Annotated in this window: 26 protein-coding genes; 12 read left to right on the top strand and 14 right to left on the bottom strand. The window is 67.3% G+C overall.

Translation table 11 applies throughout. The annotated features are described in order from the left end of the window. Nucleotides 1-135: 135 nt before the first annotated feature. Nucleotides 136-1,932 carry an acyl-CoA dehydrogenase C-terminal domain-containing protein gene (locus ACMG4O_RS05490; RefSeq protein WP_194855526.1) on the bottom strand — a complete coding sequence of 599 codons (1,797 nt, stop codon included), beginning with the start codon at nucleotides 1,930-1,932 and terminating at the stop codon, nucleotides 136-138. A gap of 236 nt (nucleotides 1,933-2,168) precedes the next feature. Here ACMG4O_RS05490 and ACMG4O_RS05485 point away from each other — a divergent pair, with 236 nt between their 5' ends. Together ACMG4O_RS05485 and ACMG4O_RS05480 are read left to right on the top strand one after the other, a co-directional pair. Next, entirely contained in the window at nucleotides 2,169-2,357 is a 189-nt protein-coding gene (locus ACMG4O_RS05485; protein WP_067606987.1) for a Trm112 family protein, read from the top strand. Between the two features lie 29 nt (nucleotides 2,358-2,386). Further along, entirely contained in the window at nucleotides 2,387-3,448 is a 1,062-nt protein-coding gene (locus ACMG4O_RS05480; protein ID WP_370210392.1) for a phospholipase A, read from the top strand. 205 nt (nucleotides 3,449-3,653) lie between these two features. Here the strand turns inward: ACMG4O_RS05480 and pdeM are convergent, their stop codons facing one another. Genes pdeM through ACMG4O_RS05460 form a run of 4 tightly spaced genes read right to left on the bottom strand, consistent with a single transcriptional unit; the run spans nucleotide 3,654 to nucleotide 9,424 of the window. Further along, a complete protein-coding gene (gene pdeM / locus ACMG4O_RS05475; protein ID WP_142947339.1) occupies nucleotides 3,654-4,298 on the bottom strand; it encodes a ligase-associated DNA damage response endonuclease PdeM in 645 nt (214 codons plus the stop codon). Then, entirely contained in the window at nucleotides 4,295-6,769 is a 2,475-nt protein-coding gene (locus tag ACMG4O_RS05470) for a ligase-associated DNA damage response DEXH box helicase (RefSeq protein ID WP_414434575.1), read from the bottom strand. The genes pdeM and ACMG4O_RS05470 overlap by 4 nt, the downstream gene beginning before the upstream one ends. Further along, nucleotides 6,753-8,348: an ATP-dependent DNA ligase gene (locus ACMG4O_RS05465; protein WP_414434574.1), complete on the bottom strand. Its 1,596-nt coding sequence runs from the start codon at nucleotides 8,346-8,348 to the stop codon at nucleotides 6,753-6,755. The genes ACMG4O_RS05470 and ACMG4O_RS05465 overlap by 17 nt, the downstream gene beginning before the upstream one ends. Further along, nucleotides 8,348-9,424: a ligase-associated DNA damage response exonuclease gene (locus ACMG4O_RS05460; RefSeq protein WP_414434573.1), complete on the bottom strand. Its 1,077-nt coding sequence runs from the start codon at nucleotides 9,422-9,424 to the stop codon at nucleotides 8,348-8,350. The genes ACMG4O_RS05465 and ACMG4O_RS05460 overlap by 1 nt, the downstream gene beginning before the upstream one ends. A gap of 50 nt (nucleotides 9,425-9,474) precedes the next feature. On the opposite strand from ACMG4O_RS05460, the gene ACMG4O_RS05455 reads away from it, so the two are divergent. The 3 genes from ACMG4O_RS05455 to ACMG4O_RS05445 all read left to right on the top strand — a co-directional run bounded on the left by ACMG4O_RS05455 (nucleotide 9,475) and on the right by ACMG4O_RS05445 (nucleotide 12,886). Continuing rightward, nucleotides 9,475-10,224, top strand: a complete 750-nt coding sequence (locus ACMG4O_RS05455; RefSeq protein ID WP_414434572.1) for an SDR family NAD(P)-dependent oxidoreductase — start codon at nucleotides 9,475-9,477, stop codon at nucleotides 10,222-10,224. 300 nt (nucleotides 10,225-10,524) lie between these two features. Further along, complete coding sequence (locus ACMG4O_RS05450; protein WP_414434571.1) at nucleotides 10,525-11,979, top strand: flavin-containing monooxygenase; 1,455 nt, start codon at nucleotides 10,525-10,527, stop codon at nucleotides 11,977-11,979. Beyond that, entirely contained in the window at nucleotides 11,963-12,886 is a 924-nt protein-coding gene (locus ACMG4O_RS05445) for an alpha/beta hydrolase (protein WP_414434570.1), read from the top strand. Before ACMG4O_RS05450 ends, ACMG4O_RS05445 begins: the two co-directional genes overlap by 17 nt. On the opposite strand, the gene ACMG4O_RS05440 is transcribed toward ACMG4O_RS05445, so the two are convergent. Continuing rightward, on the bottom strand, nucleotides 12,887-14,239 hold the full coding sequence (locus ACMG4O_RS05440) for a nicotinate phosphoribosyltransferase (RefSeq protein WP_414434569.1): 1,353 nt from the start codon (nucleotides 14,237-14,239) through the stop codon (nucleotides 12,887-12,889). A gap of 77 nt (nucleotides 14,240-14,316) precedes the next feature. Continuing rightward, nucleotides 14,317-14,832 carry a macro domain-containing protein gene (locus ACMG4O_RS05435; protein WP_221929713.1) on the bottom strand — a complete coding sequence of 172 codons (516 nt, stop codon included), beginning with the start codon at nucleotides 14,830-14,832 and terminating at the stop codon, nucleotides 14,317-14,319. 112 nt (nucleotides 14,833-14,944) lie between these two features. Between ACMG4O_RS05435 and ACMG4O_RS05430 the strand changes: the two genes are divergently transcribed. Both ACMG4O_RS05430 and ACMG4O_RS05425 read left to right on the top strand, forming a co-directional pair. Further along, the gene (locus tag ACMG4O_RS05430) at nucleotides 14,945-15,418 is read left to right on the top strand and encodes an LEA type 2 family protein (RefSeq protein WP_414434568.1); all 474 of its coding nucleotides are present in this window, start codon (nucleotides 14,945-14,947) and stop codon (nucleotides 15,416-15,418) included. Nucleotides 15,419-15,454: 36 nt separating this feature from the next. Beyond that, complete coding sequence (locus tag ACMG4O_RS05425) at nucleotides 15,455-16,222, top strand: SDR family oxidoreductase (protein ID WP_194855515.1); 768 nt, start codon at nucleotides 15,455-15,457, stop codon at nucleotides 16,220-16,222. On the opposite strand, the gene ACMG4O_RS05420 is transcribed toward ACMG4O_RS05425, so the two are convergent. Next, nucleotides 16,219-16,590: a 3D domain-containing protein gene (locus ACMG4O_RS05420; RefSeq protein ID WP_335627973.1), complete on the bottom strand. Its 372-nt coding sequence runs from the start codon at nucleotides 16,588-16,590 to the stop codon at nucleotides 16,219-16,221. The two genes, ACMG4O_RS05425 and ACMG4O_RS05420, sit on opposite strands and share 4 nt — an antisense overlap. A gap of 32 nt (nucleotides 16,591-16,622) precedes the next feature. Here ACMG4O_RS05420 and ACMG4O_RS05415 point away from each other — a divergent pair, with 32 nt between their 5' ends. Both ACMG4O_RS05415 and ACMG4O_RS05410 read left to right on the top strand, forming a co-directional pair. Beyond that, the gene (locus tag ACMG4O_RS05415) at nucleotides 16,623-17,495 is read left to right on the top strand and encodes an alpha/beta fold hydrolase (protein WP_414434567.1); all 873 of its coding nucleotides are present in this window, start codon (nucleotides 16,623-16,625) and stop codon (nucleotides 17,493-17,495) included. 94 nt (nucleotides 17,496-17,589) lie between these two features. Further along, nucleotides 17,590-18,423 (top strand): SDR family oxidoreductase, encoded by an 834-nt coding sequence (locus ACMG4O_RS05410; protein WP_414434566.1) that lies wholly within the window; start codon nucleotides 17,590-17,592, stop codon nucleotides 18,421-18,423. Here the strand turns inward: ACMG4O_RS05410 and ACMG4O_RS05405 are convergent. The 4 genes from ACMG4O_RS05405 to ACMG4O_RS05390 form a co-directional block, all read right to left on the bottom strand. Continuing rightward, entirely contained in the window at nucleotides 18,410-19,039 is a 630-nt protein-coding gene (locus tag ACMG4O_RS05405) for an ACP phosphodiesterase (protein ID WP_414434565.1), read from the bottom strand. The genes ACMG4O_RS05410 and ACMG4O_RS05405 overlap by 14 nt on opposite strands. Before the next feature lie 253 nt (nucleotides 19,040-19,292). Beyond that, entirely contained in the window at nucleotides 19,293-19,886 is a 594-nt protein-coding gene (locus ACMG4O_RS05400; RefSeq protein ID WP_414434564.1) for a GNAT family N-acetyltransferase, read from the bottom strand. 50 nt (nucleotides 19,887-19,936) lie between these two features. Beyond that, nucleotides 19,937-20,344: a hypothetical protein gene (locus ACMG4O_RS05395; protein ID WP_370203785.1), complete on the bottom strand. Its 408-nt coding sequence runs from the start codon at nucleotides 20,342-20,344 to the stop codon at nucleotides 19,937-19,939. A 68-nt stretch (nucleotides 20,345-20,412) separates the two neighbouring features. After that, nucleotides 20,413-20,751, bottom strand: coding sequence for a histidine triad nucleotide-binding protein (locus ACMG4O_RS05390; RefSeq protein ID WP_142947352.1), 339 nt, complete (start codon nucleotides 20,749-20,751; stop codon nucleotides 20,413-20,415). A gap of 252 nt (nucleotides 20,752-21,003) precedes the next feature. Here ACMG4O_RS05390 and ACMG4O_RS05385 point away from each other — a divergent pair, with 252 nt between their 5' ends. After that, nucleotides 21,004-21,915, top strand: a complete 912-nt coding sequence (locus ACMG4O_RS05385; protein WP_414434563.1) for a 6-carboxytetrahydropterin synthase — start codon at nucleotides 21,004-21,006, stop codon at nucleotides 21,913-21,915. Between the two features lie 188 nt (nucleotides 21,916-22,103). Here ACMG4O_RS05385 and ACMG4O_RS05380 read toward each other — a convergent pair whose 3' ends face one another. Continuing rightward, nucleotides 22,104-23,054 (bottom strand): LysR family transcriptional regulator, encoded by a 951-nt coding sequence (locus tag ACMG4O_RS05380; protein WP_194855510.1) that lies wholly within the window; start codon nucleotides 23,052-23,054, stop codon nucleotides 22,104-22,106. A 158-nt stretch (nucleotides 23,055-23,212) separates the two neighbouring features. Here ACMG4O_RS05380 and ACMG4O_RS05375 point away from each other — a divergent pair, with 158 nt between their 5' ends. Both ACMG4O_RS05375 and ACMG4O_RS05370 read left to right on the top strand, forming a co-directional pair. Then, the gene (locus tag ACMG4O_RS05375; protein WP_414434562.1) at nucleotides 23,213-23,503 is read left to right on the top strand and encodes an Arc family DNA-binding protein; all 291 of its coding nucleotides are present in this window, start codon (nucleotides 23,213-23,215) and stop codon (nucleotides 23,501-23,503) included. Between the two features lie 150 nt (nucleotides 23,504-23,653). Beyond that, nucleotides 23,654-24,877 carry a GGDEF domain-containing protein gene (locus ACMG4O_RS05370; protein ID WP_142947356.1) on the top strand — a complete coding sequence of 408 codons (1,224 nt, stop codon included), beginning with the start codon at nucleotides 23,654-23,656 and terminating at the stop codon, nucleotides 24,875-24,877. 15 nt (nucleotides 24,878-24,892) lie between these two features. Here ACMG4O_RS05370 and ACMG4O_RS05365 read toward each other — a convergent pair whose 3' ends face one another. Continuing rightward, complete coding sequence (locus ACMG4O_RS05365) at nucleotides 24,893-26,467, bottom strand: HD-GYP domain-containing protein (protein WP_142947357.1); 1,575 nt, start codon at nucleotides 26,465-26,467, stop codon at nucleotides 24,893-24,895. Nucleotides 26,468-26,476: the final 9 nt, after the last annotated feature.

The raw sequence follows: 26,476 nt of genomic DNA, 5'->3' as shown, positions 1-26,476 counted from the left end.
GGGATCCTGCCGGGTGGCAAAAGCCACCCTTTCGCTTGCAAGGCAAGCTCCCACAGGTGCCACAGGTGCCACACACCACAAAAAAAAGCCCGGCGCGAAGGCCGGGCTTTTCGATCGGACCAGTGACGGCCGCAATCAGAACGCGAAATGCTCCGCGTCCAGCTCCATCAGGCTGTCGATGCCACCCTCGATGGCGCCTTTGTGGCCGGCGATACGGGGCAGGATGCGCTTGAAGTAGAACCGCGCGGTGCTGATCTTGGCCTTGTAGAAGTCCTCGTCACCGGCACCGGCGTCGAGCTGCGCCTGGGCCTTGCTGGCCATCAGCGCCCACAGATAGGCCAGGGTCACGTAACCGGAGTACATCAGGTAATCCACGGAGGCGCCGCCGGCGTACTCCGGGTTCTGCATCGCCTGCATACCGATGGCCTGGGTCAGATCACCCCACTCTTTGTTGCTGGCCGCCAGCGGCTCGATCAGCTCCTTGAGCTTGTCGTTGTCGGCGTTGGCTTCGCAGAACTTGTGGATGATCTTGGTGAAGTTGCGCAGCGCCTGGCCCTGGGTCATCAACACCTTGCGGCCCAGCAGGTCCAGCGCCTGGATGCCGGTGGTGCCTTCGTACAGGGTGGAGATGCGCGCGTCACGCAGGTTCTGCTCCATGCCCCACTCGCGGATGAAACCATGGCCGCCGTAGATCTGCACACCGTGGTTGGCCGCTTCCAGGCCCACTTCGGTGACGAACGCCTTGGCGATCGGGGTCAGCAGCGCCATCAGGGCGTCGGCCTCTTTGCGCTCTTCCTCGTCCTTGGCCAGCTTCACGGTGTCGCCCAGCTGGGCGCAGAAGTACACCAGCGCGCGGCCGCCCTCGGCGAACGCCTTGCTGGTCAGCAGCATGCGGCGCACGTCCGGGTGCACGATGATCGGGTCGGCCGGGCCGTCGGCGTTCTTGGCGCCGGACAGGCTGCGCATGGCGAGGCGGTCCTTGGCGTAGGTCAGGCCGCCCTGGAAACCCAGCTCGGCGTGGGCCACGCCCTGGATGGCGGTACCCAGACGGGCGAAGTTCATAAAGGTGAACATGCAGTTCAGGCCTTTGTTCTCCGGGCCGATCAGGTAGCCGGTGGCGCCGTCGAAGTTCATCACGCAGGTGGCGGACGCCTTGATGCCCATCTTGTGTTCGATGGAGCCGCAGGCCACGCCGTTGCGCTCGCCCACGCCGCCGTTACCGTCGGTGAGAAACTTGGGCACGATGAACAGGGAGATACCCTTGGTGCCCTTGGGCGCGTCTGGCAGGCGGGCCAGCACGATGTGGACGATGTTGTCGGCCATGTCGTGTTCGCCGGCGGAGATGAAGATCTTGGTGCCGGTGATCTTGTAAGAGCCGTCCGCCTGGGGCTCGGCCTTGGTCTTGAGCAGACCCAGGTCGGAACCGCAGTGGGCTTCGGTCAGGCACATGGTGCCGGTCCATTCACCGCTGGTGAGCTTGGGCAGGTAGGTCTGCTTCTGCTCGTCGGTGCCGTGGGCCTCGATGGTCGCCACCGCGCCGTGGGACAGGCCCGGGTACATGCTCCAGGACCAGTTGGCGGTGCCGGTCATTTCAGAGATGGCGATGCTGGAGGAGCCCGGCAGGCCCTGGCCGCCGAATTCCGGGTCGCCGCCCATGGCCGGCCAACCGCCTTCCACGTACTTGGCGTAGGCTTCCTTGAAGCCTTTCGGGGTGGTCACCACGCCGTTCTCGAAACCGCAGCCTTCCTCGTCACCGGAACGGTTCAGGGGCGACAGCTCGTTTTCGGCGAACTTGGCGCCCTCTTCCAGGAAGGCGTTGAGCAGTTCGCTGTTCACTTCTTCCAGACCCAGTTTGGCGTAGTGGCCGTCCAGGTCGAGAACTTCGTTCAGCACAAAGCGCATGTCGCGCAGGGGAGCCTTGTAATCAGGCATGTCGGATCTCCCGGAATGGTTTGCAATGCAGGGAAACCGGCCCCGGAGGTCTGTGGAAAGAGCAGCGAAACGGGGCGGGTCCATCGTCAGGACGGCAATGGTAGCGCCGCCCGAAAGCCGGTGCCCACAACTATTTGTGACCCGTAAGTCAAACAAGCGTTTGAAACCACTTTTCGTCCGGGAAGGCTGGTATAGTTCCGCTCAGTATCAGGGCACACGAACAGGAGCGACCCGCCATGATCGACCCCAACCTGCTGGATATTCTGGTCTGTCCGGTGAGCAAGGCACCGCTGATTTTCGACGAGCGGAAGAACGAATTGATGTGCAAGGCGAGCGGCCTCGCCTACCCGGTGCGCGACGGTATTCCTGTCATGTTGGAAGAAGAAGCTCGCACCATGGAAGACGACGAACTTCGCTCCCTGTAGGCCCGAGAACCACCGCCAAGGATGCCCCGATGAAACGGCTGCTCTCCTCATCGCTGTTACTCTTTTCCTTTGTTTTCGCCGCCGGCCAGACCGCCTTCGCTCAACAGACGGAGGGCGGTAACGGCGACGCCACCGCCGAGGACAACGCCGCGGCGGCCGCCCAGGAGCAGGCCCGCAAGCGCGAAGCCTGCCTGCTGCGCGCGGCCCAGACCGCCGGCGACGACGTCACCCTGGAACAGCTGCGCGGCTGGTGCGACGACGGCGCCCCCGAGCAGCGGCTGCCCCACGAGGACGCCCTGCGCGCCCGCCTGGCCCTGGAGCAGACCAGCCAGGAAAACCCGTTCGTGATCACCCCGCACCGGCGCAACTACCTGATGCCCTACAGCCACTGGAGCAACCCCCAGTGGAACGACCCGGATCGCGAGGACCAGAACCTGGATTCCGGCGAGGTGAAGTTCCAGTTCTCCCTGAAAGCGCCGGTGTACGACGACTTCTGGGACGGCAGCACTCTGTACATGGCGTTTACCGGGGTGTTCTTCTGGCAGGCTTACAACAGCGAGGAATCGCGCCCGTTCCGGGAGATCAATTTCACCCCGGAGGTGTTCCTCGCCAAACCCATCGACTGGCAGCTGGGCCCGGTGCAGTCCGAGCTGCTGGCGTTCGGCTTCCGCCATGATTCCAACGGCCAGGACGAGCCCACCTCACGCAGCTGGAACCGTCTCTACCTGCGCCATGTGTCGCAGATCGGCTCCTACTATGTGTCGGTGATGCCCTGGTACCGCATCCCCGAGGAAGAGAAGGATTTCCCGCTCGATCCGCGCGGCGACAACAACCCGGACATCGAAAAGTACATGGGCAATTTCCAGCTGGAGGTGGCCCGGGTGTTCGGCAACCACGTGCTGGAGTTGATGGTGCGCAACAACCTGCGCTCCGACAATAAAGGCGCCGGGCAGATCAACTACTCGTTCCCGATCAACGATCGCTTCAAGGGGCTGGTGCAGGTCTTCACCGGCTACGGCGACTCGCTGATCAACTACGACGATTACGAAACCCGCTTCAGCCTCGGCATCCTGCTCACCGACACCCTTTAAACCTCCCCGGGCAGGAGCGGGCTGTGGGAGCGGGCCTTGCCCGCGAAAGGGAGCGAAGCTCCCGGCAGGATCCCAGAGCACTCTAACGGCAGCACAAACAGCCTCTCTGGAATCCTACCGGCCGGCTTTGCCGGCCTTTCGCTTGCAAGGCAAGCTCCCACAAACCTCGCTTCGTAGCGAATCCTGGCAGGGTTGCCTCCCCGCTCTAGGGCAGAGGATACAGGTCACCATCCAGAGCCATCACCACCTTTTCCCCTCGTGCCGGGCGAATCGGCCAGCCTCCAGTAAGACCGCCGAAGGCAGGTAACACGGTGACACCGTCGCGCAGCCAGAATACGGGGGCGCGCACGCTGTCGGCGCCGCCATGCAACCGGTAAGCCGGGTGCAGATGGCCACCGAGGACGTGTCGACCGCTGACCGGATAGGGGTCATGGGCAAGCCGGAAAGGTCCCAAGTCCAAATGCGAGTGCCAGATCATATCCAGGTCGAGGCCCTCGGCGTGACGGTCATGATTGCCAATCACGACCTCCGGGGTCAGTAACGCATGGCGCGCCCGCCAAGCTGGCCAAGCATCCAGAAACGGCTCACCCCGACTTGGCCGATGGTGGAAAAAATCCCCTAGAACGATCAGTCGTGCCGGCTGAAAATGCTCGATTAAAATACTGAGCCGGTCCAGGTCCGCGCGGCTCTCGCCCCCCGGTACCGCCAACCCACGGCGACGCAGGAAGGCGCCTTTGCCAAAATGCGTGTCGGCAACCAACAACGCGCTTTCGCCGGGATAGAACAGGGCCCGGTCGCCGTGCAGCCAGACGGTCTCACCGGCCAGGGTCAGTGCCAGGCTGTCGCTCATGCGTCCCCCGCCCGCCGGTCCGCGTGCTTCTCCAGGCGCTCGGTCATGCGCGCCACCCGGTCGCGCCAGCTCTCCGTGCTCAGCCGGTTACGCAGACGCTCCACCCACAGCGGGAACGCTAGCGGCGTAAATCGCTCGGGGGTGGTGAGCACCAGGGCCTGGTCCTGGGCCCGCTCCAGCACCGCGCGCAGCCGGCCGATTTCCAACTGGCTTTCCAGCACCTCGCGGCGCGCCTGATCCAGAAGCAGGTGCGCCGGGTCGTAGCGGTCCAGGGTGTCGTAGAGCAGGCCGCTGGACGCCTGCAGCTGCTTGCCGGTTTTACCCTTGCCGGGGTAGCCCTGGAACACCAGCCCGCTGATCCGGGCGATATCACGGAAGCGGCGGCGCGCCAGTTCGCCGGCGTTGAGCGCCGCGAGCACATCCTCCACCAGGGATTCCGGCGTCAACAGCGCGCGCCAGTCGTCCTCGTCCAGCGGCGGCACCTTGGCCGCGGTGAGCAGCTCCAGCCCGTAATCGTTCACCGAGATCGAGAAGGTGGCGGGAAACCGCTGCCCCAGCCGCCAGGTCAGCAACGACGCCAGCCCTTCGTGGGCGAGCCGGCCGGCGAACGGAAACAGGAACCAGTGGGTGCCTTCGCGGGAGCGGCTGCGCTCGATCAACAGTTGGCGCCGCGACGGCAGCGCCGACTGGTCGAGCTGCACTTCCAGCACGTCGCGAATCGCCTGCACCTCCGGGTCCCGGTAATCGCCGCCGGCCACCTCCTCGAGAATATCCAGCACCGTGTCCGCCAGCTCCGTGGACAGCGGCAGCCGCCCGCCCTGCCAGCGCGGCACCAGCGAGCGCCGCCCCTTGGCCGCGCGCACATAGGCGGTCATATCACGCACCCGGATCAGCTCCAGGGCCCGGCCTGAAAACAGGAACACATCGCCGGGCTTGAGGCGGGCGACAAAACTCTCCTCGATGGTGCCGATGCTGCCGCCGCGTGGGTATTTAACGCGCATCTGGTAATCGCTGGTGATGGTGCCCACCGCCATGCGGTGGCGGCGCGCCAGCCCCTGGTCGCTGACCCGGTAGACGCCGTCCTCTTCCACCACCCGCCGGAACTGGGGGTAATGCTCGAGCACCGCGCCGCCCCGGGTAATAAAGTCCAGGCACCACTGAAACTGGGTGTCGGTGAGGCCGGCGAAGGCGTGGGTGGCGCGCGCCTCCGCCAGCACCCGGGGCGCCTGGAAGCCGTCGCCCACCGCCAGGGTCACCAGGTGCTGCACCAGCACGTCCAGGCACAGGGTCAGGGGCGGGCGCGCCTCCACCCGCCCGGCGGCCCAGGCGCGCCGGGCGGCGGCGATCTCCACCAGCTCGAAGGCATGGCTGGGCACGCACAGGATTTCGCTGTCGGCGCCGGGCCGGTGGCCGGAGCGCCCGGCGCGCTGCATCAGCCGCGCCACGCCCTTGGGGCTGCCCACCTGCACCACCCGGTCCACCGGCGAGAAATCCACGCCCAGGTCCAGGCTCGAAGTGCACACCACGCAGCGGAAGGCGCCGTCGCGCAAACCCTGCTCCAGCTTCTGCCGCAGGCGCCGGTCGATGGAGCCGTGGTGCAGCCCGATCTCGGTGATCCAGTCCAGCCGCGCCTTGGCCAGCGCCTCGAACCACAGCTCCGCCTGGGCGCGGGTGTTGGTGAACAGCAGCGCCGTCCGGCCCTGTTCCAGGCAGTCGATCACCGGTTGCAGTTGCGCCAGCCCCAGATGCCCGGCCCACGGAAAGCGGTCTACCTGGTCCGGGCAGAGGCCGCGCACCGTCAGTGTCTTGGGGCTGTCTCCGGCAATGCGCTCACCGCCGGGTTGCCCGCCTTGGGCGTCGCCGAGCAGCACCGCCATGGCCTGGTCCAGATTGCCCAGGGTGGCGGACAGCCCCCACACCGGCAGGCCGGGCCGGCGCGCGCGCAGCCACGCCAGGCACAGCTCCAGCTGGACGCCGCGCTTGCTACCCAGCAGCTCGTGCCATTCGTCGACGATTACCGCGTCCAGGTGCTGGAAGCGCTGCGCGGCGTGCTTGTACGACAGCAACAGCGACAAGCTTTCCGGCGTGGTGATCAGCGCTTCGGGCAACCGCTTGCGCTGGCGCGCCCGGGCGGCGGAACCGGTGTCGCCGGTGCGGGTTTCCACGCGCCAGTCCAGGCCCACGCCGTCCAGCGCCTCGCGCAGATTGCCGGCGGTGTCCTCGGCCAGCGCGCGCAGCGGGGTGATCCACAGCACCCGCAAACCGCCGCCCCGGTCGCCGCGGTCCAGCGCCCGGGACACCGGCCCCAGCCAGGCGGCCAGGGACTTGCCCGAACCGGTGGGGGAATGGATCAGGCCGGAGCGGCCGTCGCGGAACGCCGCCCAGGCGCGGCGCTGGAACGGCGCCGGCGACCAGCCCTGGCGGGCGAACCAGGCATCCACCGCCGCCAGACCGTCAGCTGCCGTAGGCATCCAGCAACTCCTTGACCTGGGTCAGGCTGTCCGCCTGGTCCGGCGTCAGATCCTGGCGCCAGCGGGCGATACGCGGAAAACGCAGGGCGATGCCGGATTTATGGCGCGGCGACGGCTGGATGCCCTCGAACGCGATCTCGAACACATGGTGAGGCTGCACCGACCGCACCGGGCCGAATTTCTCCACCGTGTTGCGGCGGATCCAGCGGTCCAGGCGGCCGATCTCCTGGTCGCTCAGCCCGGAGTAGGCTTTGGCGATCGGCACATAGCCGTCGCCGTCCGGCACCGCCAGGGTGTAATCGGTGTAGAGATTGGCGCGGCGGCCGTGGCCGGGCTGGGCGTAGAGCAGCACCGCGTCCAGGGTCAGCGGGTCGATCTTCCACTTCCACCAGTCGCCACGCACCCGCCCGCTCCGGTAGGGGCTGTCCCGATGCTTCAGCATCAGCCCTTCCACCTGGTGCTCACGGCTGTCGGCGCGCAACGCGGCCAGCGCCGGCCAGTCCGGCGCGTCCACCAGCGGGCTCAGTTTCAAGGCCGGCTCGCCGGCGTCGGCGATCAGGGTTTCCAGGGCCGCGCGGCGCTCGCGCAGGGGGCGCGCCCGCCAGTCCCGGCCCTGGTACTCAATCAGGTCGTAGGCGAGAAACGCCACCGGCACTTCACGCAGCAGCTTCTCGCCCACTGTTTTGCGCTGAATGCGGCGCTGCATTTGCGAAAACGGCAGCACCTTGTCGTGCCAGGCCACCAGTTCACCGTCGAGCACCGCCTCGGGCAGCGCCCCTGCGGCGGCCTCCACTTCCGGGAAGCGGCCCGCCATGGGCTCCTCGCCCCGGGACCACACCCAGACGCCGTTGGGCCGCGCAATTAACTGGGCGCGGATGCCGTCCCATTTCCATTCCGCCTGCCAGTCGCTCAGCGGGCCGAGGCTGTCCGGTTCGTCCTTCAACGGCGACGCCAGGAAGAACGGGTACGGCTGGCCGTCCCGCTCCTCGCGGCGCTCCTCACTGAGCAGGTGGGTAAAGAAGCTGGCGCCGGGCTCGAACTCGCCCATCAGCCGGCGCGCGATCAACGCCCGGGGCAGCCCGCTCAGTTCCGCCAGGGCCCGCTCCACCAGCCCCCGGGAGACGCCCACCCGCAAACTGCCGGTGAGCAGCTTGTTGTAGAGAAAACAGGCCTCGCGGGGCAGCCGCCGCCACTGCGCCATCACCCGGGCTTTCTGCTCCGCCTCGTCCTGGCCGCGCAGGGCCAGGACGCCGCCTTCCACCCAGGCGGTCAGCGAGGTGTCCGCGGGCGCCGCTTCCGGGGCCGGGTCCATCAGCAGGCTGATGGTTTCCGCCAGGTCGCCCACGTGCTGGTAGGTCTCTTCCACCAGCCACTCGGGCAGGCCGCAGGCTTCGGTGACCCAGGCGCGCAGTTTGCGCGCGCCCACCAGCCGTTTCATGCGGCGGCCGGTGAGCATGTACACCGCCCAGGCGCCGTCGTCCGCCGGGGCGCGATCGAAATAGCGCTTCAGGGCGTCCAGCTTGACGCTGGTGCGACTGGTGGCGTCCAGCTCCGCGAACAGGGCGATGAAGTCGCGCATCAATCGCCCTCCCCGCCGTACAGCGTGCTCAAGGCGCGCGCCTCGATGCCTTCCTCTTCGTTGAGATAACGCACCAGTTCGTCGCTGCGCCCATGGGTGGTGAGCACCGTGCGGGCGCCGCTCTCGCGCACGGTGCGCAGCAACGCCGGCCAGTCCGCGTGGTCGCTGAGTTCAAAGCCGTAATCGTAGCCGCGCCGCCGGCGGTTGCCGCGAATGCGCATCCAGCCGGAGGCGAAGCCGGTGCTGGCGTTCTTGAAACGGCGCATCCAGGGGCTGCCGGCCGCCGACGGCGGCGCCAGAATCAGCTCGCCGCTGAAATCATGCTGCCGAGGCAAGGCGGACACCGGCGCGGTGGCAAGCATCGGCACACCCGCGCGACGGTACAGCTCGGTCAACGCCACCATGGCCCCGTGCAGATACACCGTGCGGCCGGCGTGTTCAGGCCGCTCCGCCAGCGCCGCCAGCACCCGTTGCGCCTTGCCGAAGGCGTAGGTGAACAAAATGCAGGGCCGGTCGGGATGGTCGTCCCACCAGCGGCCGATGCCGGCAGCCACCTCTTCCACCGGCGGCCAGCGGTAGCAGGGCAAGGCGAAGGTGGACTCGGTGATCAGGGTGTCGCAGGGCACCACCTCGAAGGGTGCGCAGGTGGGGTCCGGGTCACGCTTGAAGTCGCCGGTGACCACCCACACCCGGCCATCGTCATGGGCCAAGCGCACCTGGGCCGAGCCGAGCACATGGCCGGCGGAGTGCAGGCTCACGCGCACCGGCCCGAAGCGACGGCTTTCGCCATAGTCCAGGGCTTCGAAGTGATGTTGGCGGCCCAGGCGGTGGCGCAGAATCGGCACGCTCTGGTGGTGGGCCCAATAGCGGGCGCTGCCGGAGCGGGCGTGATCGGCGTGGGCGTGGGTGATCACGGCCCGTGGGACCGGTCGCCAGGGGTCGATGTAGAAGTCCCCGGCGGCGCAGTAGAGGCCCTCCCGGGCTGGATAGATCAAAGGGTCATCCATGTCCGCGATGGTAATAACGCCCGGTGAGGCGGCGGTGAAAACAAGGTAAAAGCCGTTGATCGACGCCATGGGCGGCGGGCTTCACGCTGTTTTTCTGAAGCGGGCGCAACACTGGCGGGATGACTTCGACACGATTGATTACCGGTGCCAGCCACGGCATCGGCCTGGCGATGACCGCGCGCTGCCTGCGCGCCGGGGAGCGGGTGTTCGCCGTCAGCCGCGACCCGGACCGCAGCGACGCGCTCGCAGCGCTCGCCGCCGAAGCGCCGGACCGTCTGCACCCTCTGGCCGCCGACCTGTGCGACGAAGGCGCCGTGGCGCGCCTTTTTGAAACGGTGCGGGCGCACACCGACACCCTGGACGCCCTGGTGCACTGCGCCGGCCTGCTGCACGACGCCGAAACCGGCCTGTCACCGGAGAAGCGGGTGGAGGACGTGAACCTGGCCGCCCTGCAGCGGGTGTTCGCCATCAACGGCTTCGCCCCCATTTTGCTGGCCCGATACGCGCTGCCCCTGCTGCGCCACGACCGCCGCGCGGTGTTCGCATCGCTGTCCGCCCGGGTCGGCAGCATCGAGGACAACCGGCTGGGCGGCTGGTACGCCTACCGGGCCAGCAAGGCGGCGCAGAACCAGTTCCTGCGCACCTTCGCCGTGGAGGCCCGGCGGCGCGCCAAAAACCTGATCGTGCTGGCGCTGCATCCGGGCACCGTGGAGACCGGCCTGTCCGCCCCGTTCCGCGCCAACGTGCCCGCGGAAAAATTGTTCAGCGCCGACTTCGCCGCCCAGTGCCTGTTGAGGAATATGGAGAACGCCGGTGAGGAGGACAGCGGCGGCTTCTTCGCCTGGGACGGCGCGCCGATTCCCTGGTAGCCGCTGGGCCCCTCGCTAGGCCCCATTGGGTCGTGGGAGCGGGCCTTGCCCGCGAAAGGGAGCGCAGCTCCCCGCAGGATCCCAGAGACCGCTCTAACGGCCGCACAAACAGCCTCTCTGGGATCCTGCCGGCCGGCTTTTCCCGGCCTTTCGCTTGCAGGGCAAGCTCCTACAAACCGAGCTTCGTAGAAAGGTTCGGCGCCGGCGCCTGACTAAAAAAACCGGGGCGATTACAGAGCGGCCATAAACAGCCTGTCCGGGCCGCGCTACAGTGGTGCCAATTCAACGGCAGGGTCTGTTATGCAACCGGATTATCAAGTCGCCATCATCGGCGCCGGCTTCGGCGGCCTGGGCATGGCCATCGCGCTCAAGGACCGGGGCCAGCACGCCTTCGTGGTGCTCGAAAAAGAAAACGACGTGGGCGGCTGCTGGCGCGACAACACCTACCCCGGCGCGGCCTGCGACGTGCCGTCGCACCTGTACTCGTTTTCCTTCGAGAAAAAATTCGACTGGTCGCGCCGGTTCGCGCCGCAGGCGGAAATTCTCGCCTACCTGCGCCATTGCGCGGACAAGTACCGGCTGCACCCGCATATCCGTTTCGGCACCAGCGTCAACGGCGCCCGCTTCGACGAGGCCTCCGGCCTCTGGCACCTGGACACCAGCAACGGCCCGATCACCGCGCGCGCGTTGATCACCGCCACCGGCCAGCTCAACCGGCCCGCCTGGCCGAACCTGCCGGGGCGCGACCGCTTCGCCGGCGAGACCTTCCACAGCGCCCGCTGGAACCACGATGTGGACCTCACCGGCAAGACCGTGGCGGTGATCGGCACCGGGGCCAGCGCCATTCAGTTCGTCCCCGAGATCGCCAAGCAGGCGAAACAGGTGCTGCTGTTCCAACGGTCGGCGCCCTATGTGATTCCCAAACCGGACCGGCCCTACTCGGCCACCGAGCAACGCCTGATGGCGCGCTTCCCGCTGCTTCAGAAACTGGACCGGGCGCGGGTGTACGCGCAGAACGAGGCGCGGGTGCTGGGCTTCACCAGCCTGCAGGGCGCCATGCGTTTTCACGAATACCTGTTCAAGAAGCACCTGAACGCGTGCGTGCCGGACCCGGACACCCGTGCCAAGCTGACGCCGGATTACCCGATGGGCTGCAAGCGCATCCTGATCTCCAACGACTACTACCAGGCGTTGACGAAATACCGGATTCCGGTGATCACCGGCGGCGTGCGCGCGATCACCGCCGACGGCGTGGAAGACACCGACGGGCAACATCACCAGGCGGACGTGATTATTTACGGCACCGGCTTCCAGGCCACCGACTTTCTGGCGCCGATGACGATCACCGGCCGGCGCGGCCAGGACCTCAACCAGGCCTGGCGCGACGGCGCCGAAGCCTACCTGGGCATCACCGTGCACGGCTTCCCCAACCTGTTCATGCTGTACGGCCCCAACACCAACCTGGGCCACAACTCGATCATCTATATGATCGAGTCACAGATCGCCTATGTGGTCAGCGCCCTGGAAACCCTGGAACGGGACGGCCACCGCTTCGTGGATGTGCGCCCCGGCGTGCAGGACGATTTCAACCGCCGGCTGCAGGCGCGCATGCGCGATACCGTCTGGGACCAGGGCTGCGAGAGCTGGTACAAGACCGCCAGCGGCAAGAACACCAACAACTGGCCGGGCTTTACCTTCAGCTACCGGCAACGCACCCGACACCTGGACCCGGAAGACTATGAGTTGCACCCGTGAAACCGGCGGCGCCGCGCCCACGCGCGGCCAGAAAATACTGGCGGCGACGCTGCGCGGCAGCCTCAGCGTTCTGCTGAAACCCGCGTTCCTGTCACGCAGCCCGGTGGCCCTGCAACGGCACTGGCTGGCGGCGCTGTCGCGCACCACCCTGCCCGCCCGGGGCGTGCCCAGACGGCGCACGGTGCTGGGCCCGGTGCCGGTGGAGCTGACCGGCAACGGCCACAGCGGCACGGTGCTGTATCTGCACGGCGGCGGCTACGTGAGCGGGGGACCGGTCACTCACCGAGCGCTGACCAGCCATCTGGCGAAACTGGCGGACGCCAGCGTGGCGGTGGCCGACTACCGGCTGGCCCCGGAGCACCCGTTTCCGGCGGCCCTGGACGACGCCCACCGCGCCTATCTGGCGCTGCTGGAGAAGGGCCACGCGCCGGAGCGGCTGGCGGTGGCCGGCGACTCCGCCGGCGGCGGCCTCACCCTGGCCCTGCTGCAGCGGCTGCGAGACGAGGGCCAGCCGCTGCCCGCCTGCGCGCTGATGTTCTCGCCCTGGGTGGACCTGACGCTGGCGGAAACGCCGCGCACCGTGCCCGGGGAAGCCATGCTCAACCGGCAGTGGCTGGCGTTCGCCGCCGAGGCCTACGCCGGTGATCAGCGCGACAGCGCCGGCGCGTCCCCGTTGCTGGGCAACCTGGACGGGCTGCCGCCGCTGCTGATCCAAACCGGCAGCGACGAGATTCTCGCCAACGACAGCGAACGCCTGGCCGAGGCGCTGGACCGCGCCGACTGCGACGCCCGCTACCAGCGTTACCCGGGCCGCTGGCACGTGTTCCAGCTGCACGCCGGCATGCTGCACGACGCCGACCTGGCGCTGGCCGAGTGCCGCGACTTCCTGCACCAGCACTGGCGCTGATCAGTCCAGCGCCGACACCGTGTCGCGGCGCAGGGCCGCCAGCGCCTCGCTGATGCGCACCGGATAGACGTGGCCGGCCTCGGCCACCGGGGCCAGCGAGCGCACCGCCGCCGGCAGGCTGGCCAGCTGATCGCGCAGCCGCTGGCGGGCCTGATCCGGGTCCGGTAGCGGCGCCACGGCCTCGCCGTCTGCCACCACCGGCCGCAGTAGCGGCACCCCGTCGCGGGCCTCGTCGCGGCCGGTGATCTCGTCGTATTGGCAGCCGCCGTCGCCGTCACTGAAGCGCCACACCTGCTTGGCGCCCGGGTAGAGCGGTTTGCCCGGCGAGGTCTTGAGGCGCGGGCGGCCCTGGTATTCGGTGAGCTTGTAGGCGAAATCCAACGACGGGGCGTCCGCCACCGAACCCATTTCCGTACCCACCCCGAAACCATCAATCGGTGCGCCGGCCTGCACCAGCGTCTGAATGCGGTGCTCGTCGAGGCCGCCGCTGACCACGATGCGGACCCGCTGAAGCCCGGCGGCATCCAGCTTGCGCCGCGCTTCGCCGGCCAGCTCGCCCAGGTCGCCGGAGTCGATCCGCACGGCGCCCACGTCCAGCCCTTCGTCGCGCACCAGGGCGATCACCCGGTCGACACCGCGCAGGGTGTCATAGGTGTCCACCAACAGGGTGGTGCCGGGGTAGTCGCGGGCGTAGCGGCGCAGCGCCTCGGTTTCGTCATCGTGGGACTGGATGTAGGAGTGCGCCATGGTGCCGCGCACCGGCAGGTCGAAGCTCAGGCCGCCCAGCACGTTGCTGGTGCCGGCAATGCCCGCCACCCGGTAGGCGCGCACACCGCGCCAGGCCGATTCCAGCCCGTGCATGCGGCGCATGCCGAAATCCACCACCGGCACGCCGTCGGCGGCCAGCACCATGCGCGCCGCCTTGGAGGCGAGCAGCGTTTCCAGGTTGACGTAGTTCATCAGCAGGCTTTCCAGCAGCTGCCCCTGGATCACCGGCGCCCGCACTTCCAGCAGCGGCTCGTTGGGGAACACCACCGAGCCCTCCGGCAGCGTCCGGATTTCCCCCTCGAAGCGGAAATCGGCCAGCCAGCGCAGGAAGCCGTCCTCGAACAGCTCCAGTTGCCGCAGCCGCTCGATCTGCTCGGGATGGAAACGCAGCCCGCGAATCAGATGGGCGGCGTATTCCTGCCCGCAAGCCACCGCGAAACGGCGCCCCGCCGGCAGCTTGCGGAAGAACAGACTGAACACCGCCTCGCCGCGGTGGTCGTCGCGCCAGTAGGCCTGCGCCATGGTCAGTTCGTAGAGGTCCGTGAGCAGGGCCAGTTCCCGCTCCGAAGGCCAGAGAGCGTCCATTGATACTCCTGCGGTTGGTGAGCCGCGCCGTCACAATGCGACGCCACCCCTGTGTCTGACCTCACCGGGGCGGCTTTTCAAGTACCGGTGGCGGCCTCCAGGGCGCGCCGGTGCGCCGCCAGGGAGGCCGCGTCGAACAGCACGAAGCGCACCCGCTTCACCCGTTCCAGCCGTGCCCCTTCCGCAACCACCGTGGCCAGGGCCACGGCGGCCGCCTCGTCCATCGGGTAGCCGAAAGCACCGGTGGAAAGCGCCGGGAAGCCCAGGCTGGTCAGCCCGGCGTCCTCGGCGAGCCGCAGCGCGTTGCGATAGCACTCCGCCAGCAACCGGTCGGCGGGCCGGTCACGGCCGTACACCGGCCCCAGGCAGTGAATGACGTGGGGGTTGGGCAGCCCGTGGCCGCCGGTGAGCACCGCCTGGCCGGGCTCGATCGGCGCCAGGGGCGCGCATTCGCGGGCCAGTTGCGGCCCAGCGGCGCGGTGAATGGCGCCGGCCACGCCGCCGCCGGTGGCCAGGCGGGCGTTGGCGGCGTTGACGATCGCGTCCAGGTCGGGCTGGGCGGTGATGTCACCTTGTACGCATTGGATATCCATGACGTGCCTCCTCGAAAGGGTGTTGCCGGAGCGGGGCCGGCGGGGACAGCGCGACGGCGGCGACTGCGGTATCATTCCGGTTGGGGGCCGCCCATGATCTGTTGGAGTCGTTATGCCGTTACTCGCCCGTTTAAGTCTGCCCGTGCTGCTGCTTCTTACCACCGCCTGCCAGAGTTTTTCCGGCCTGGAAGCGCCGGAAGTGAGCCTGTCGTCACTGCGCCTGGAAAGCGCCGGCGTGTTCGAGCAACGATGGCGAGCGGTGCTGCGCGCGCGCAACCCCAATGACCGGGCAGTGACCATCAAGGCCCTGGATTACGAGATCCTGGTCAATGGCGAGCGCCTGGCGCGGGGCAACAATAACGAAGCGACCACGCTGCCGGCACTGGACGATGTGCTGATCACCACCAGCGTGTCCACCAGCCTGCTGGGCACCCTGCAGCAACTGCAACGCCTGCAGCAGAACGCCGGCGAGCCGCTCACCTATCAGCTCAAGGGCAGCGCGCGGGTGGCCGGGCTGGCGTTCCCGATTCACTTCGACCGGGAAGGGGAGTTCACTCTGCCGATGGCGCCCCAACCGGCAAACTGATTGTCCAAGACCGACGTTTTACCCTGAGGGAGCAACATGGACAGCATTCTGATCACCGGTGCCGCCAGCGGCATCGGCCTGGCGACCGCGCGCCGGTTTCACACCAACGGCTGGCGGGTGGGCCTGCTGGACGTCAATGAGGGCGCCCTGCAGGCGGTGCACGCGGAACTCGGCGAACGCTGCTGGTACCGGCGGCTGGACGTCACCGACATGGGCCAGTGCGAAGCGGCGGTGGCGGCGTTCGCGGAAAGCGCCGGCGGCCGCCTGGATGTGCTGTTCAACAGCGCCGGGGTGCTGCGCATGGGCCATTTCGAGGACCTGAGCGCCGAACAGCACCGCTTCACCCTGGACGTGAACGTGGCCGGCACCCTGCAGATGTGCCTGGCGGCCCTGCCCTACCTGAAACAATCCCGCTCGCCCCGGGTGCTCAACATGAGCTCCGCCTCGGCGCTGTACGGCGTGCCGCACCTGGCCAGCTATTCGGCCTCCAAATTCGCGGTGCGCGGCCTCACCGAGGCGCTGGATCTGGAATGGCGCCGCCACGGCATTCGCGTGCAGGACCTGATGCCGCCGTTCGTGAACACCGGCATGGTCAACAAGCAGACGTTCGAAGCGCCGGTGGTGCGCCGCATGGGCGTCAAGCTGAGCGCCGACGACGTGGCCCGGGCCGCCTTCGACACCCTGCAGGGCGACCCGCGGGTGCATGTGCCGGTGGGGCTGCCGTTCCGCTTCACGGTGCTGCTGGAGAAGGTCATGCCGCAACGGGCCACCCGCGCCCTGATGGCCTGGCTGAGCCGCGACTAGTAGCGGATCTCCACTTTGCGGCGGCCCCACTGCAGGGCCGCCTCCCGGTCCTCGCCCAGATAGACGTCGATCTTGTTGCGCCAGCGGGCGTGCATCTTGTCGCGCACGTACCAGGTGCCCTCCAGGCCTTCGATTTTCACCGCGGTGCCGTAATCCAGGCCGGCGGCGAGCAGGTCCCGGGACACGGCGATGGCTTTCATGCCCGGCACCAGGGTGTCGCCCCAGGCCGCCAGACTGTGGTCCTCGCCGTGCCCCTGCCCGGGCAGGGAGTTAAAGGCGGTGGCGGTGACCGTGCGCCGCTGGGAAAACTCCTCCGCGAGCGCCGGGCCCGCCAGCAACACCCCGAGAAGCACCCACCCGGCATTCACGAGGCCTTGCCCATACTGTTTCGATGTCCGCATTGAAACTCCTTATTCTGCTGTCGCTGATCGGCGGCCTGTCGGCCTGCGCCGGGCGCGCGCCGGTGCCGCCGCCGCTGGAGCTGCGCGCCTGGGACGCCCCGGGCCGGCCCAAGGCGGTGATTCTGGCACTGCACAGCTTCGGCGACTACAGCGCCGCCTTCGACCTGGCGGCGCCGGATCTGGCCGCCGCCGGCTACCAGGTGTACGGCTTTGATCAGGCCGGCTTCGGCGCCCGCACCCTGGCCGACGGCCGCTGGGCCGGGGAGGCACGGCTGGTGGCCGACGCCGCCGACACCGCGCGCCGCCTCGCCGAGCGGCACCCGGACACGCCGCTGTTCCTGCTCGGCGAAAGCCTGGGCGGGGCGGTGGCCATGCTGGTCGCCAGCCGGCACCCGGAGATACCGCTGCGCGGCCTGATTCTGGCGGCGCCGGCGGTTCGCGAGGGCATTCGACTGCGCTACGGCTGGAACGTTCTGATCGGCTCGGCGGCGACCCTGGCGCCGGGCTACCACCTGGATGTGGAGCGCGCCCCGGATGACCCGCACCTGGCACCGGCGGCCGCCCGGCGGCGCGCCAGCGATCCGCTGGTGATGCACGAAGTACGCATGGACGCCTACTGGGGCCTGATCCAGCTGGCCGACAGCGCCAGCGACGAAGCCGACCGCATAACGGTCCCCACCCTGCTGCTGTACGGCGACCTCGACACCTCGGTGCCGGCGGTGGGCATTCAGCGGTTGCGTGACCGGCTCGGCGCGCACGGCGATTATCAGACGTTTCCGCAGGGGCCGCATCTGCTGCTGCAAGGGCGCCACTGGCCCAGGGTCACCGCCACCGTCAAGCGCTGGGCCGGCGCCCGGGCAACACCGCGCTAACAGGCCGCAGCGCCCGTGCACCGGCGCTTTCCGGGTACCGCTTTGGGTAATTTTTCTATGCTAGGCTGGCGGCTTCGCACAGGAGGGAACGCAGATGAATAAACGGGTTCTGATCACCGGTGGCAACTCCGGTATCGGGTTTTGCACCGCGCAACAACTGGCCGGGCGCGGCGCGGAAGTGGTGCTTGCCTGCCGCGACCAGACCAAGGGACAGGCGGCGCTGGCGCGCATCAAGGGCGGCCACCCCCAAGCGCGGGTGCGGCTGTTCCCGCTGGACCTGTCCGATCTGGCCCAGGTGCGCGGCTGTGCCCGCCGCCTTAACGACGAGCTGGACGGCATCGACGTGCTGATCAATAACGCCGGCGTGGTGCCCACCCGGCAGCAGTTCACCCGCGACGGCTTCGAGATGCAGATCGGCGTGAACTATCTGGCGCCGGTGCTGCTCACCCACCTGCTGTTGCCGTTGCTGCACCAGCGCGAGGACGCCCGGGTGATCCATGTGGCGTCGGTGGCGCACTGGCTGGGCCGCATTAAAACCAACACCTGGCGCGGCCGCCGGCCCTATCTGGTGATGGACGCCTACGGCCAGTCCAAACTCGCCAATATCCTGTTCAGCGACGTGCTCGCCCAGCGGCTGGCGGCCCAGGGCATCACCAGCAACGCCCTGCACCCGGGCGGCGTGGACACGCCGATCTTCCGCCATGTGCCGGACCTGGCGATGAAACTGATCCGCCCCACCCTGACCACGCCGGAAAAGGCTGCACGCCTGCCGGTGCGCATGGCCCTGGACGAGGAGTTCTACGGCGTCACCGGCGGCTATTTCGACGCCAAGGGCCCGGCTACCCGTTCGCCGCGGGCGCGCAACAAGAAGCAGGCGGAACGTCTCTACCTGGACACCATGGCGGCGCTCGACATCAACCCGCTGTAACCCCGCCATCGTCGGCGGGCGGGGCCTCCAGGGCCTGCTCGTCGACGTGTTCCCGCAACGCCGGGTAGAGCGCCAGGAACAACGCTTCCAGCCGGTCGTGGTGGCGCTCGATATCCTCGATCGCCCCGTCAAACCGGTTGGCGAAGCGCACCCGGGCGGCGATCCGGTCCAGGGCCCGGCCCACGTTCTCCAGCTCCGCGTAATGCCCGAACCAGTCGTGCTCGACGATGCGCCCGGTGGTGGCGCGCATGGGCGCCGGCATCAAGGCGGCGCCGTCGCGCAGCAGGCGGTAGTCCTTGTCGATGGCCTGCGCCAACGGCGTGTCGTGGAAACGGGACCAGTGGCGGATCAGGAAGTGATCGAACAACACGTCCAGCGCCACCCCGGCGAACCGGCGCCGCTGCGGGGAGAACAGCGCGCGGCTCTCGATCACCAGGGGATGGTGATCGGTGAAGCGGTCCACCAGCCGGTGGTTGTGCAGCCCCAGGCGCACCGCCTCCGGCAGGTCCGGCTCGCGCACGCCGCGCATGAAATCCCCCAGCAGGTTGCCCACCTTGGAGGGCACCGTGGGTCGCGCCAGCGTGAGGTGCGCGAAGTAGTTCATGTAGTGGTCCATGCGGTTAATTCTGTCACTCTCAGAGTGCCTGTGCCGGCGCGAATCAAGGCGCGTATCGCCGGCAAGGGTGGTTCCCTTGCCAAGAGACGCAACGCCGAGTCGCGCCGGCACAGGCTCTCCCGAAGGGCCACCACACAAGCGCCGTGGTCGGTGTTGCGCTCACTTGAATTGGCACCACCAGTTCTGCGTTCGCGCGCCTGGCCCACGCCGCTTGTGTGGCGGCTGAGAGTGACAGAATTAACCGCATGGACCACTAGAGGCGGCCCAGCCGCAGGTTGAGATTCTGGCGCACCGCCGGCCACTCCTGGCTGAGAATGGAAAACACCACCGTGTCCCGGTAGATACCGTCGGCGCTCAGGGTGTGATGGCGCAGCACGCCGTCCTGCTTGGCGCCCAGCCGGGCGATGGCGTTGCGCGAGGCGTGGTTGTGCCAGTGGGTGCGCAGCTCCACGGCGATCGCCTCCAGGCGTTCGAAGGCGTGGCCGAGCAGCAGCAGTTTGCACTCGCTGTTCACGGCGCTGCGCTGGAAGCGGCGCGCGTACCAGGTATGCCCCAGCTCCAGCCGGCGGTTGTCCGGATCGGCGCGGAAAAAGCGGGTGCTGCCGATCACCCGCCCGCTTTCCCGGTGGCGCACCGCGAACGGCAGGTCACCGTGCCGGTCGCGGCCCTCCAGGGCGGTCTCGATATAGGCGGTGACCCGGTCCGGCGACGGCACGAAGGTGTACCAGAGTTTCCAGAGCTCGCCGTCGGCGGTGGCGTCGGCCAGCGCCTCGGCGTGGTCGGCCGTCAGTGTCTCCAGCACCACGTGCTCGCCGTCCAGCGTGACCGGTTCGATCCATACCGCCATGGTTGTCATCCTGTCGGTTCGGGAAACCGTCAGGATAACGGATATCGGCGTCAGTCGCCGCCGGCGGCCTCGGTGCCGGCCTTCATTTGCCGGTCGACCCGTTTGAGGGCGGCGGGAATGGCGTCGCAGTCGCTGCCGTCGCTGGTGCAGGACACGCAGCCCACGGCGTCATTGGCGGCCATGGTCAGGTTCACCCGGTAGGCCAGTTCCGGCAGCTTGGCGGCGCGGTTACGCAGCTCGGTGGCCTGGGCGCCCAGCCCGGCGTGCTCGGCCTGGCACGCCTTACGCTGCGCCGGGTCCTCGGAATCATAGTCGCGGTGCAGCTCGACGCCCTGCTGATGCAGGCTTTTCAGCTCCTCAATCATGGCGTTGACCTGCTCCGGGTTCTGCGGCGGTACCGCTTTGGCCAGGCCGGTGACGGTCAGCAACAGGGTGATAACAACCCAGGATGTCTTCATGGTGCACTCCTTTTTTATTCTGCGTTTTTATTGTTCCCGCCCGATTCATTCCGGCGGAGCGCCGGGCCTCAGCCCGGCGGCCAGCTGAACGGACGCCCGCCCAGCACATGCACGTGCAAATGGAACACGGTCTGGCTGGCGCCGGCGCCGTTGTTCACATTAAGACGGAAATCCTCCAGTCCTTGTTCCCCGGCCACCTGACCGGCGACCAGCAACAGGTGTCCGAGCAGTTCCTTGTCGCCCTGCTCCGCGTCGGACAGCTTGGGGATCGGCTTCTTGGGAATCACCAGGAAATGGGTCGGCGCCTGCGGGTTGACGTCCTTGAACGCCAGACACAGGTCGTCCTCGTAGATAATATCCGCCGGGATTTCCCGGTCGATGATCTTGGAGAAAATCGTTTCGCTCATGGTCTTTCCCTTTTACCACGCGGGCTGACGCGCGGACGTTCAATGTTCAGGCAGAGGCGTTCTCAGAGGCTCCCAACCATAGAACAAGCCGCAGCCGGTTGCCAGAAGGGTGGACCGGCGGCCGGGCCGCGTGTTCCCGTTCACAACACCGGGAAGAACGGCTGCTTATTTATCGAAGTTGGGGTGAGTCCCCGCGCCCCGACTGACTATAATGGCGGGGACAACCGCTCACCCTCCAACCGACGGGGCTCTATGGCCACGCTTTTCGTTGAAAATCTGACCGTTGTGGACTTTTCCTACCTGCACGCCAAGCGCGGCATGGTCGGGGAGTCCTGGATCGTGGACCTGGAGCTGTCCGGCGACCTGGACGCCCAGGGCATGGTGTTTGATTTCGGTCACATCAAGAAAGCCCTGAAGCAGGCGGTGGACGAACGGGTCGACCACCGCCTGCTGCTGCCCGGGGAAAGCGATCTGCTCGGCCTGCACCGCCGAGAGGACGGCCACATCAGCCTTGAGTGGCGCTACCTGGCCGGCGAGATCCGCATGGTGGCCCCCGCCGACAGCATTCTCGAGCTGTCCGGCACGGCGATCACCAAGGCCGGCGTGACGCTCTATCTGATGGACCTGATCCGCGATTCGGTGCCCGACAACGTCACCGAGGTGCGGGTGGTGCTGCGCGAGCAGGATACCGGCACGGCGCCGTTCTACCACTACTCCCACGGCCTCAAGAAACACGACGGCAACTGCCAGCGCATCGCCCACGGCCACCGCTCCGGCATCGAGATCTTCGAGAACGGGCGCCGCAGCCGCTACTGGGAAAAGCTCTGGGCGGACCGCTGGGAAGACATCTACATCGGCACCCGCTCGGACCTGGAAGGCACCTACTACGTGGAAGACGTGCCCCACCACCGCTTCCGCTACGACGCGGAGCAGGGCCACTTCGAGCTGGTGATTCCCGAGGACCACTGCTACCTGGTGGACACCGACTCCACGGTGGAAAACCTCGCCGAACACATCGCCGAGGAACTGGCCCGCGAAGCCCCCGGCAAGCGCTTCCGGGTGCGCGCCTTCGAAGGCGTCGGCAAGGGCGCCATCGCCGAAGCCGGCGAAGACAACCCCGGCCGCGCCAAGGGCGGCTGGCTCCAAGGCTCTTCAGTGCTGTGACCAGCACTGAAGAGCCAGTTAAGAGTTAACAGTGAATAGTTAATAGCGAAACAAGGCCCTGCGGATTCGCAACGGCCTATCTGCGTATCAGCAAGCGCCCGTGCCATAAGCGCGGCCCCTCCCCCATCAGCCCGGAGCGCGCCCTCCCGCGCAACTATTAACTGTTAACTATTAACCGTTAACTGCTCTCATGGGTCTTCCGCGAGGATCTGCTCCGCTTCTTCCTGGATCAGGCGGCGCAGCCAGCGGTGGGCGGTGTTGTGGTGCAGCAGGGGCGACCAGGCCATTTTCAGTTCGAATTCGGGGATTTCGAACGGCGGCGCCTTGATCACCAGGCGGGCGTTCTGGGCCTGCATGCGCGCCACCCGGCTGGGCAGGGTGGCGACCAGGTCGTTGTTCATCGCCAGCAGGGCCGGCATCTGGTAGTGGCGGGTGAAAATGCTGATCTTGCGGGTGCGGCCGATGCGCTGCAGGGCGTGGTCGATCCAGCCCAGGCCGCCGAGTTTTTCCGGGTTCATGCCGAAGCCCACGCCGAAACCGGTTTTCGACACCCAGATGTGCTGGGCGGACAGGTAGCTGTTGAGGTCGAAGCGCCGGGCGATGGGGTTGTCCCGGTTGAGCAGGCAGGAAAACGAATCCCGCCACAGGGTCACCTGGTGGAACGAACCGGGGATCTCGTTGAACCGGTTCACCGCCATATCCACCCGCCCCTGCTCCATGTCCGGATAGCTCACGTCGGAGGGGGTCAGGAAGTCCAGCACCACGTTGGGGGCCTCTTCACGCAATCGACGCACGATATGAGGTACTAAGGTACCTTCAGCGTAATCACTGGTCATAATGCGGAACACGCGGCGGCTTTCCGCCGGCCGGAACACATCCTCGGGCGTGAACAGGGACTCCGCCTGACTGATCAGCTGACGGACCAGCGGCTGCAGTTCCAGCGCCCGGTCGGTGGCGGTCATGCCTTCGCTGGTGCGGATCAGCAGCGGGTCGCCGAACATGTGACGCAGGCGCTTGAGGCAGTTGCTCATCGCCGGCTGGGTGATGCCCAGCTGCTCGGCGGCGCGGGTCACGTTCTTCTCGCGCAGCAGCACGTCCAGGTACTTGAGCAGGTTGAGATCGGCGCTGGCAATATTCATGGCGTGAATGCCCGGAGCAGAATATAGAAACGAAGGGTATACCAAACCGGGGCAAGATGTTAACCGTGTCGCTTTCTGGGCGTCCACTGGGACAGACGTATCGATTTAAAGCAAAAAAATGCGTATCGTGATGTTTTTCCCAGGGTGTAGTACGCACTATGAAACAGGCGGAACGTACCCGGTCCGAGAAGTTCGTGGTTCGCTTTCCTCTCGGTATGCGGGACTGGGTCGCCCGGGCGGCCGGCGTGAGTCACCGCAGCATGAATGCGGAGATCGTCGCGCGACTCAGGCACAGCATGGACAACTGGCCGGATCAGCTGCCCGGCGACGAGCCCGCGGTGCCGGCGGGGGACGAAGAGCGTTTCCTGCTTGACCACTTCCGCCGCCTGCCCGCCGCCAAGCAACGCGCGCTGATCGCGCTGCTGGACGGCAGCCGGCCGACTGTCTGAAAACTGACCATAGCGACGGCGCGTTCGGCGCCCGATGGTTTAGAGAGTCAAGTGTCATTACTCTAAACTTATTATGCGATGACCCGATGGTTGCGATGTCGACCGGCAGGTGAGTTGATCACGCCGGCGGTATCAGGGGGATAAAAGCAGTTGAAAAACGAACCTCAACGGACGAGTACCTTACCCAACGGCAACGACATCAGGCTGCCCTGGCACCTGCGTTTGCCCGCCCCGCTGGAGCGTGATTTCGCGGATTATTTCCGCGGCAGCGTGGCCAGCGTGACACCCTGGGCGGCGGCCAGCCTGGTGGCGCTGCTGATTCTTGCCCTGATCGTGGAATACACCATTTCGCCGGAGGCCGCCGCGGTGACCTGGCGCCCGCGGTTGTTGTGCGTGATGCTGATCGTGGCCACCGCCCTGATCGCGCGCCGGGCGGACTGGCGCCGCTGGCTGCATGTGTCCAGCCTGGCCGTGGCGTTCGCGGTGGCGCTGACCGGCAACTGGATGGGCCTTAACGTGGACCACGCCATGGCGTTCGGGCTTTTCCTGCAAACCCCGCTGGCGATACTGATGGCCTGTGTGGTGTTGCGCGTGCCCTTCCATCTGGCCGCCGTCAGCAGCCTGGCGATGCTCGGCATTCTGGTTCTGACGCTGTTCGGCAGCGACCGCGTGGACCGGGACCTGTCGCTGGTGTTGTTGCTGCTGTCGGTGGCCAGCGCCAGCATGAGTCTGTTCGGCCAGTACATCTACGAGCGTCTGCTGCGCCAGCACTTCCTGTCCGAGAACGTGCTCTTTCAGCACCGCGACGAGCTGCACTCCGCCAACCGCATCCTTGAGAACCAGGCCACCGTGGACGGTCTCACCGGCTGCCTGAACCGCCGCGGCATGGAAAACCGCCTCGACGAGGTGCTGCACGGTTTCGGCCGGGGCGGCGTGTCCGAACGCATCACCCTGGTGCTGTTCGATATCGATTTCTTCAAGCAGTACAACGACACCTACGGGCACCTGGCCGGCGACGACTGCCTGAAAACCGTGGCCTCGATTCCCCGCTCCATGGCCCAGAACAGTAAGGATTTCGTGGCCCGTTACGGCGGCGAGGAGTTCGTGGTGGTGCTGGTGGATACCAGCCTCAAGGACGCCCTGGTGTTCGCGGAACGCATGCGCACCCGCATCGAACAGTTGGGCCTGCCGCACACCGGTTCCCGGATCAGCCAGGTGGTGACCATCAGTGTCGGCGTGGCCAGCGCCGGCAATTGCGACAACGACGCCACCAATCTGATCAAGTGCGCCGACGAAGCGCTTTATCAGGCCAAGGGCGCGGGCCGCAACCGGGTGGCCTACATGAGCGACCAGGGCCGCGTGGTCACCCTCTGACGGCAAGGCGCCGGCCTAGTAGTAGGGCGAGGGGTCGTCCACGTCCAGTTGCTCCGGATCCAGGGCGGTGCGCGCGTAATCGCGCCACACGCCGGCGTCCAGAAACAAGCGGTACAGGTCCGGGTCCAGGTGCTGGTTGTCGCGCATGCGCTGCATGATGCCGAGCGCCTCGGACAGTTTGAGCGGCTCCTTGTAGGGTCGCTCGCGGGAGGTCAGCGCCTCGAACACATCGGCGATCGCCATGATCCGCGCCGGCACCGACATCTGTTCGCGGGTCAGCCCGCGCGGGAAGCCGCGCCCGTCCATACGCTCATGGTGGCCGCCGGCGTATTCCGGCACCCGGCGCAGCTTGCGCGGGAACGGCAGGGATTCGAGCATCTCCAGGGTAATGTCCATGTGCCCGTTGATAATGCGGCGCTCCTCTTCGGTGAGGGTGCCGCGCGGAATGCAGAGGTTGTTGACCTCGTCCTCGGATAACAGCGGCCGGCGCTGGCCGTGGGCGTCGATCCACACGGTTTCGGCGATACGCCGCACCCTCGCCTGGTCCTCCGGGGCCATGGATTCGCCGCCTTTATTGATACGCTCCAGAAAGGTGAGGTCATCGCTGAGGGTCTGCACCGCCTCTTCCATGCGCTCGCGGAATTCCGGCTCGCGGGCCGGCTCGGTGAGCGCGTCCCTTTCGTAGCGGCGTTCCGCTTCACTGCGCAGCACCGCGAAGCGGGCCGCCACCATTTCGATGCGGTCGTGCAGGCTGTGCAGTTTGGTGGATTTATCCAGCACCGAATCCGGCGTCGCCAGCTTGCCGCAATCGTGCAGCCAGGCGGCCACGCTCAGCTCGTACCAGCCGTCTTCGTCGAGTTCGAAGTCGGCAAAGCGGGTCTGGTCGTCACAGGCGGCGCGCGCCAGCAGCTCGGTGAGCAGGGGCACCCGCTCGCAGTGCGCGCTGGTGTGCGAGCTCTTGGCGTCGATGGCGCGGGCGATCACCTTGACGAAGGCGTCGAGCAGATCCTTGAGTTCCTGAACCAGCAGCAGGTTGTTAAGGGCGATGCCGGCGTAACCGGCCAGCGCCTCAAGCAACGCCAGCGCCGGGGCGGGGACCGCGTCGCCGTGTGTCACCCCGTCCGGATGGGGGTTCACCAGTTGCAACACGCCCACCACCGCCCCTTCGTGGTTGCGCATCGGCACCAGCAGCAGGGAATCGACCTGCCGGACCAGCAGCGGCACCAACAGCGCCAGGTCCTGCGCGTGGAAGCGGTCCTCGCCGGTGAGATGCAACGGCTGCCCGGAGCGCGCCACGCGCACCGCGGGCCGGTGGGCGTGCTCGTCGTCCAGGGGCAGGCGGGGGCCTTCCAGGGCGCACACCGGCGCGCCGTCCGGGCCGTTGCTGCAGTGCCGGGCGCAGTCCAGCCATTCGGCGTCGCCCTCTTCACGGTAGAGCCAGAGCACGCCGGCTTCGGCGCCGGCCAGCACCTGCGCCTCTTCCAGCACGGCCTCGATCAGGGGCGCCAGATCGCGCTGCTCATTGATCTGCCGGGCCACCCGTAACAGAGGCGGAAGATGGGGGTCCGGCACCCGCTGCAACTTGTTCATTCGGTTTCC

The sequence above is a fragment of the Alloalcanivorax venustensis genome (assembly GCF_047495515.1).
GTDB classification, from domain to species: Bacteria; Pseudomonadota; Gammaproteobacteria; order Pseudomonadales; family Alcanivoracaceae; genus Alloalcanivorax; species Alloalcanivorax venustensis.
Note: the sequence above shows the minus strand (reverse complement) of the source record. Positions and strands in the feature narration are given on the sequence as shown.

What these genes read in the sequence shown, in the direction of transcription:
- ACMG4O_RS05465 (WP_414434574.1), bottom strand. Translation starts at nt 8,348, where the DNA reads ATGCGCGACTTCATCGCCCTGTTCGCGGAGCTGGACGCCACCAGTCGC.
- ACMG4O_RS05425 (WP_194855515.1), top strand. Translation starts at nt 15,455, where the DNA reads ATGGACAGCATTCTGATCACCGGTGCCGCCAGCGGCATCGGCCTGGCG.
- ACMG4O_RS05450 (WP_414434571.1), top strand. Translation starts at nt 10,525, where the DNA reads ATGCAACCGGATTATCAAGTCGCCATCATCGGCGCCGGCTTCGGCGGC.
- ACMG4O_RS05480 (WP_370210392.1), top strand. Translation starts at nt 2,387, where the DNA reads ATGAAACGGCTGCTCTCCTCATCGCTGTTACTCTTTTCCTTTGTTTTC.
- ACMG4O_RS05460 (WP_414434573.1), bottom strand. Translation starts at nt 9,424, where the DNA reads ATGGCGTCGATCAACGGCTTTTACCTTGTTTTCACCGCCGCCTCACCG.
- ACMG4O_RS05405 (WP_414434565.1), bottom strand. Translation starts at nt 19,039, where the DNA reads ATGGACCACTACATGAACTACTTCGCGCACCTCACGCTGGCGCGACCC.
- ACMG4O_RS05395 (WP_370203785.1), bottom strand. Translation starts at nt 20,344, where the DNA reads ATGAAGACATCCTGGGTTGTTATCACCCTGTTGCTGACCGTCACCGGC.
- ACMG4O_RS05430 (WP_414434568.1), top strand. Translation starts at nt 14,945, where the DNA reads ATGCCGTTACTCGCCCGTTTAAGTCTGCCCGTGCTGCTGCTTCTTACC.
- ACMG4O_RS05485 (WP_067606987.1), top strand. Translation starts at nt 2,169, where the DNA reads ATGATCGACCCCAACCTGCTGGATATTCTGGTCTGTCCGGTGAGCAAG.
- ACMG4O_RS05375 (WP_414434562.1), top strand. Translation starts at nt 23,213, where the DNA reads ATGAAACAGGCGGAACGTACCCGGTCCGAGAAGTTCGTGGTTCGCTTT.
- ACMG4O_RS05400 (WP_414434564.1), bottom strand. Translation starts at nt 19,886, where the DNA reads ATGGCGGTATGGATCGAACCGGTCACGCTGGACGGCGAGCACGTGGTG.
- pdeM (WP_142947339.1), bottom strand. Translation starts at nt 4,298, where the DNA reads ATGAGCGACAGCCTGGCACTGACCCTGGCCGGTGAGACCGTCTGGCTG.
- ACMG4O_RS05435 (WP_221929713.1), bottom strand. Translation starts at nt 14,832, where the DNA reads ATGGATATCCAATGCGTACAAGGTGACATCACCGCCCAGCCCGACCTG.
- ACMG4O_RS05490 (WP_194855526.1), bottom strand. Translation starts at nt 1,932, where the DNA reads ATGCCTGATTACAAGGCTCCCCTGCGCGACATGCGCTTTGTGCTGAAC.
- ACMG4O_RS05470 (WP_414434575.1), bottom strand. Translation starts at nt 6,769, where the DNA reads ATGCCTACGGCAGCTGACGGTCTGGCGGCGGTGGATGCCTGGTTCGCC.
- ACMG4O_RS05390 (WP_142947352.1), bottom strand. Translation starts at nt 20,751, where the DNA reads ATGAGCGAAACGATTTTCTCCAAGATCATCGACCGGGAAATCCCGGCG.
- ACMG4O_RS05455 (WP_414434572.1), top strand. Translation starts at nt 9,475, where the DNA reads ATGACTTCGACACGATTGATTACCGGTGCCAGCCACGGCATCGGCCTG.
- ACMG4O_RS05380 (WP_194855510.1), bottom strand. Translation starts at nt 23,054, where the DNA reads ATGAATATTGCCAGCGCCGATCTCAACCTGCTCAAGTACCTGGACGTG.
- ACMG4O_RS05410 (WP_414434566.1), top strand. Translation starts at nt 17,590, where the DNA reads ATGAATAAACGGGTTCTGATCACCGGTGGCAACTCCGGTATCGGGTTT.
- ACMG4O_RS05445 (WP_414434570.1), top strand. Translation starts at nt 11,963, where the DNA reads ATGAGTTGCACCCGTGAAACCGGCGGCGCCGCGCCCACGCGCGGCCAG.
- ACMG4O_RS05385 (WP_414434563.1), top strand. Translation starts at nt 21,004, where the DNA reads ATGGCCACGCTTTTCGTTGAAAATCTGACCGTTGTGGACTTTTCCTAC.
- ACMG4O_RS05365 (WP_142947357.1), bottom strand. Translation starts at nt 26,467, where the DNA reads ATGAACAAGTTGCAGCGGGTGCCGGACCCCCATCTTCCGCCTCTGTTA.
- ACMG4O_RS05440 (WP_414434569.1), bottom strand. Translation starts at nt 14,239, where the DNA reads ATGGACGCTCTCTGGCCTTCGGAGCGGGAACTGGCCCTGCTCACGGAC.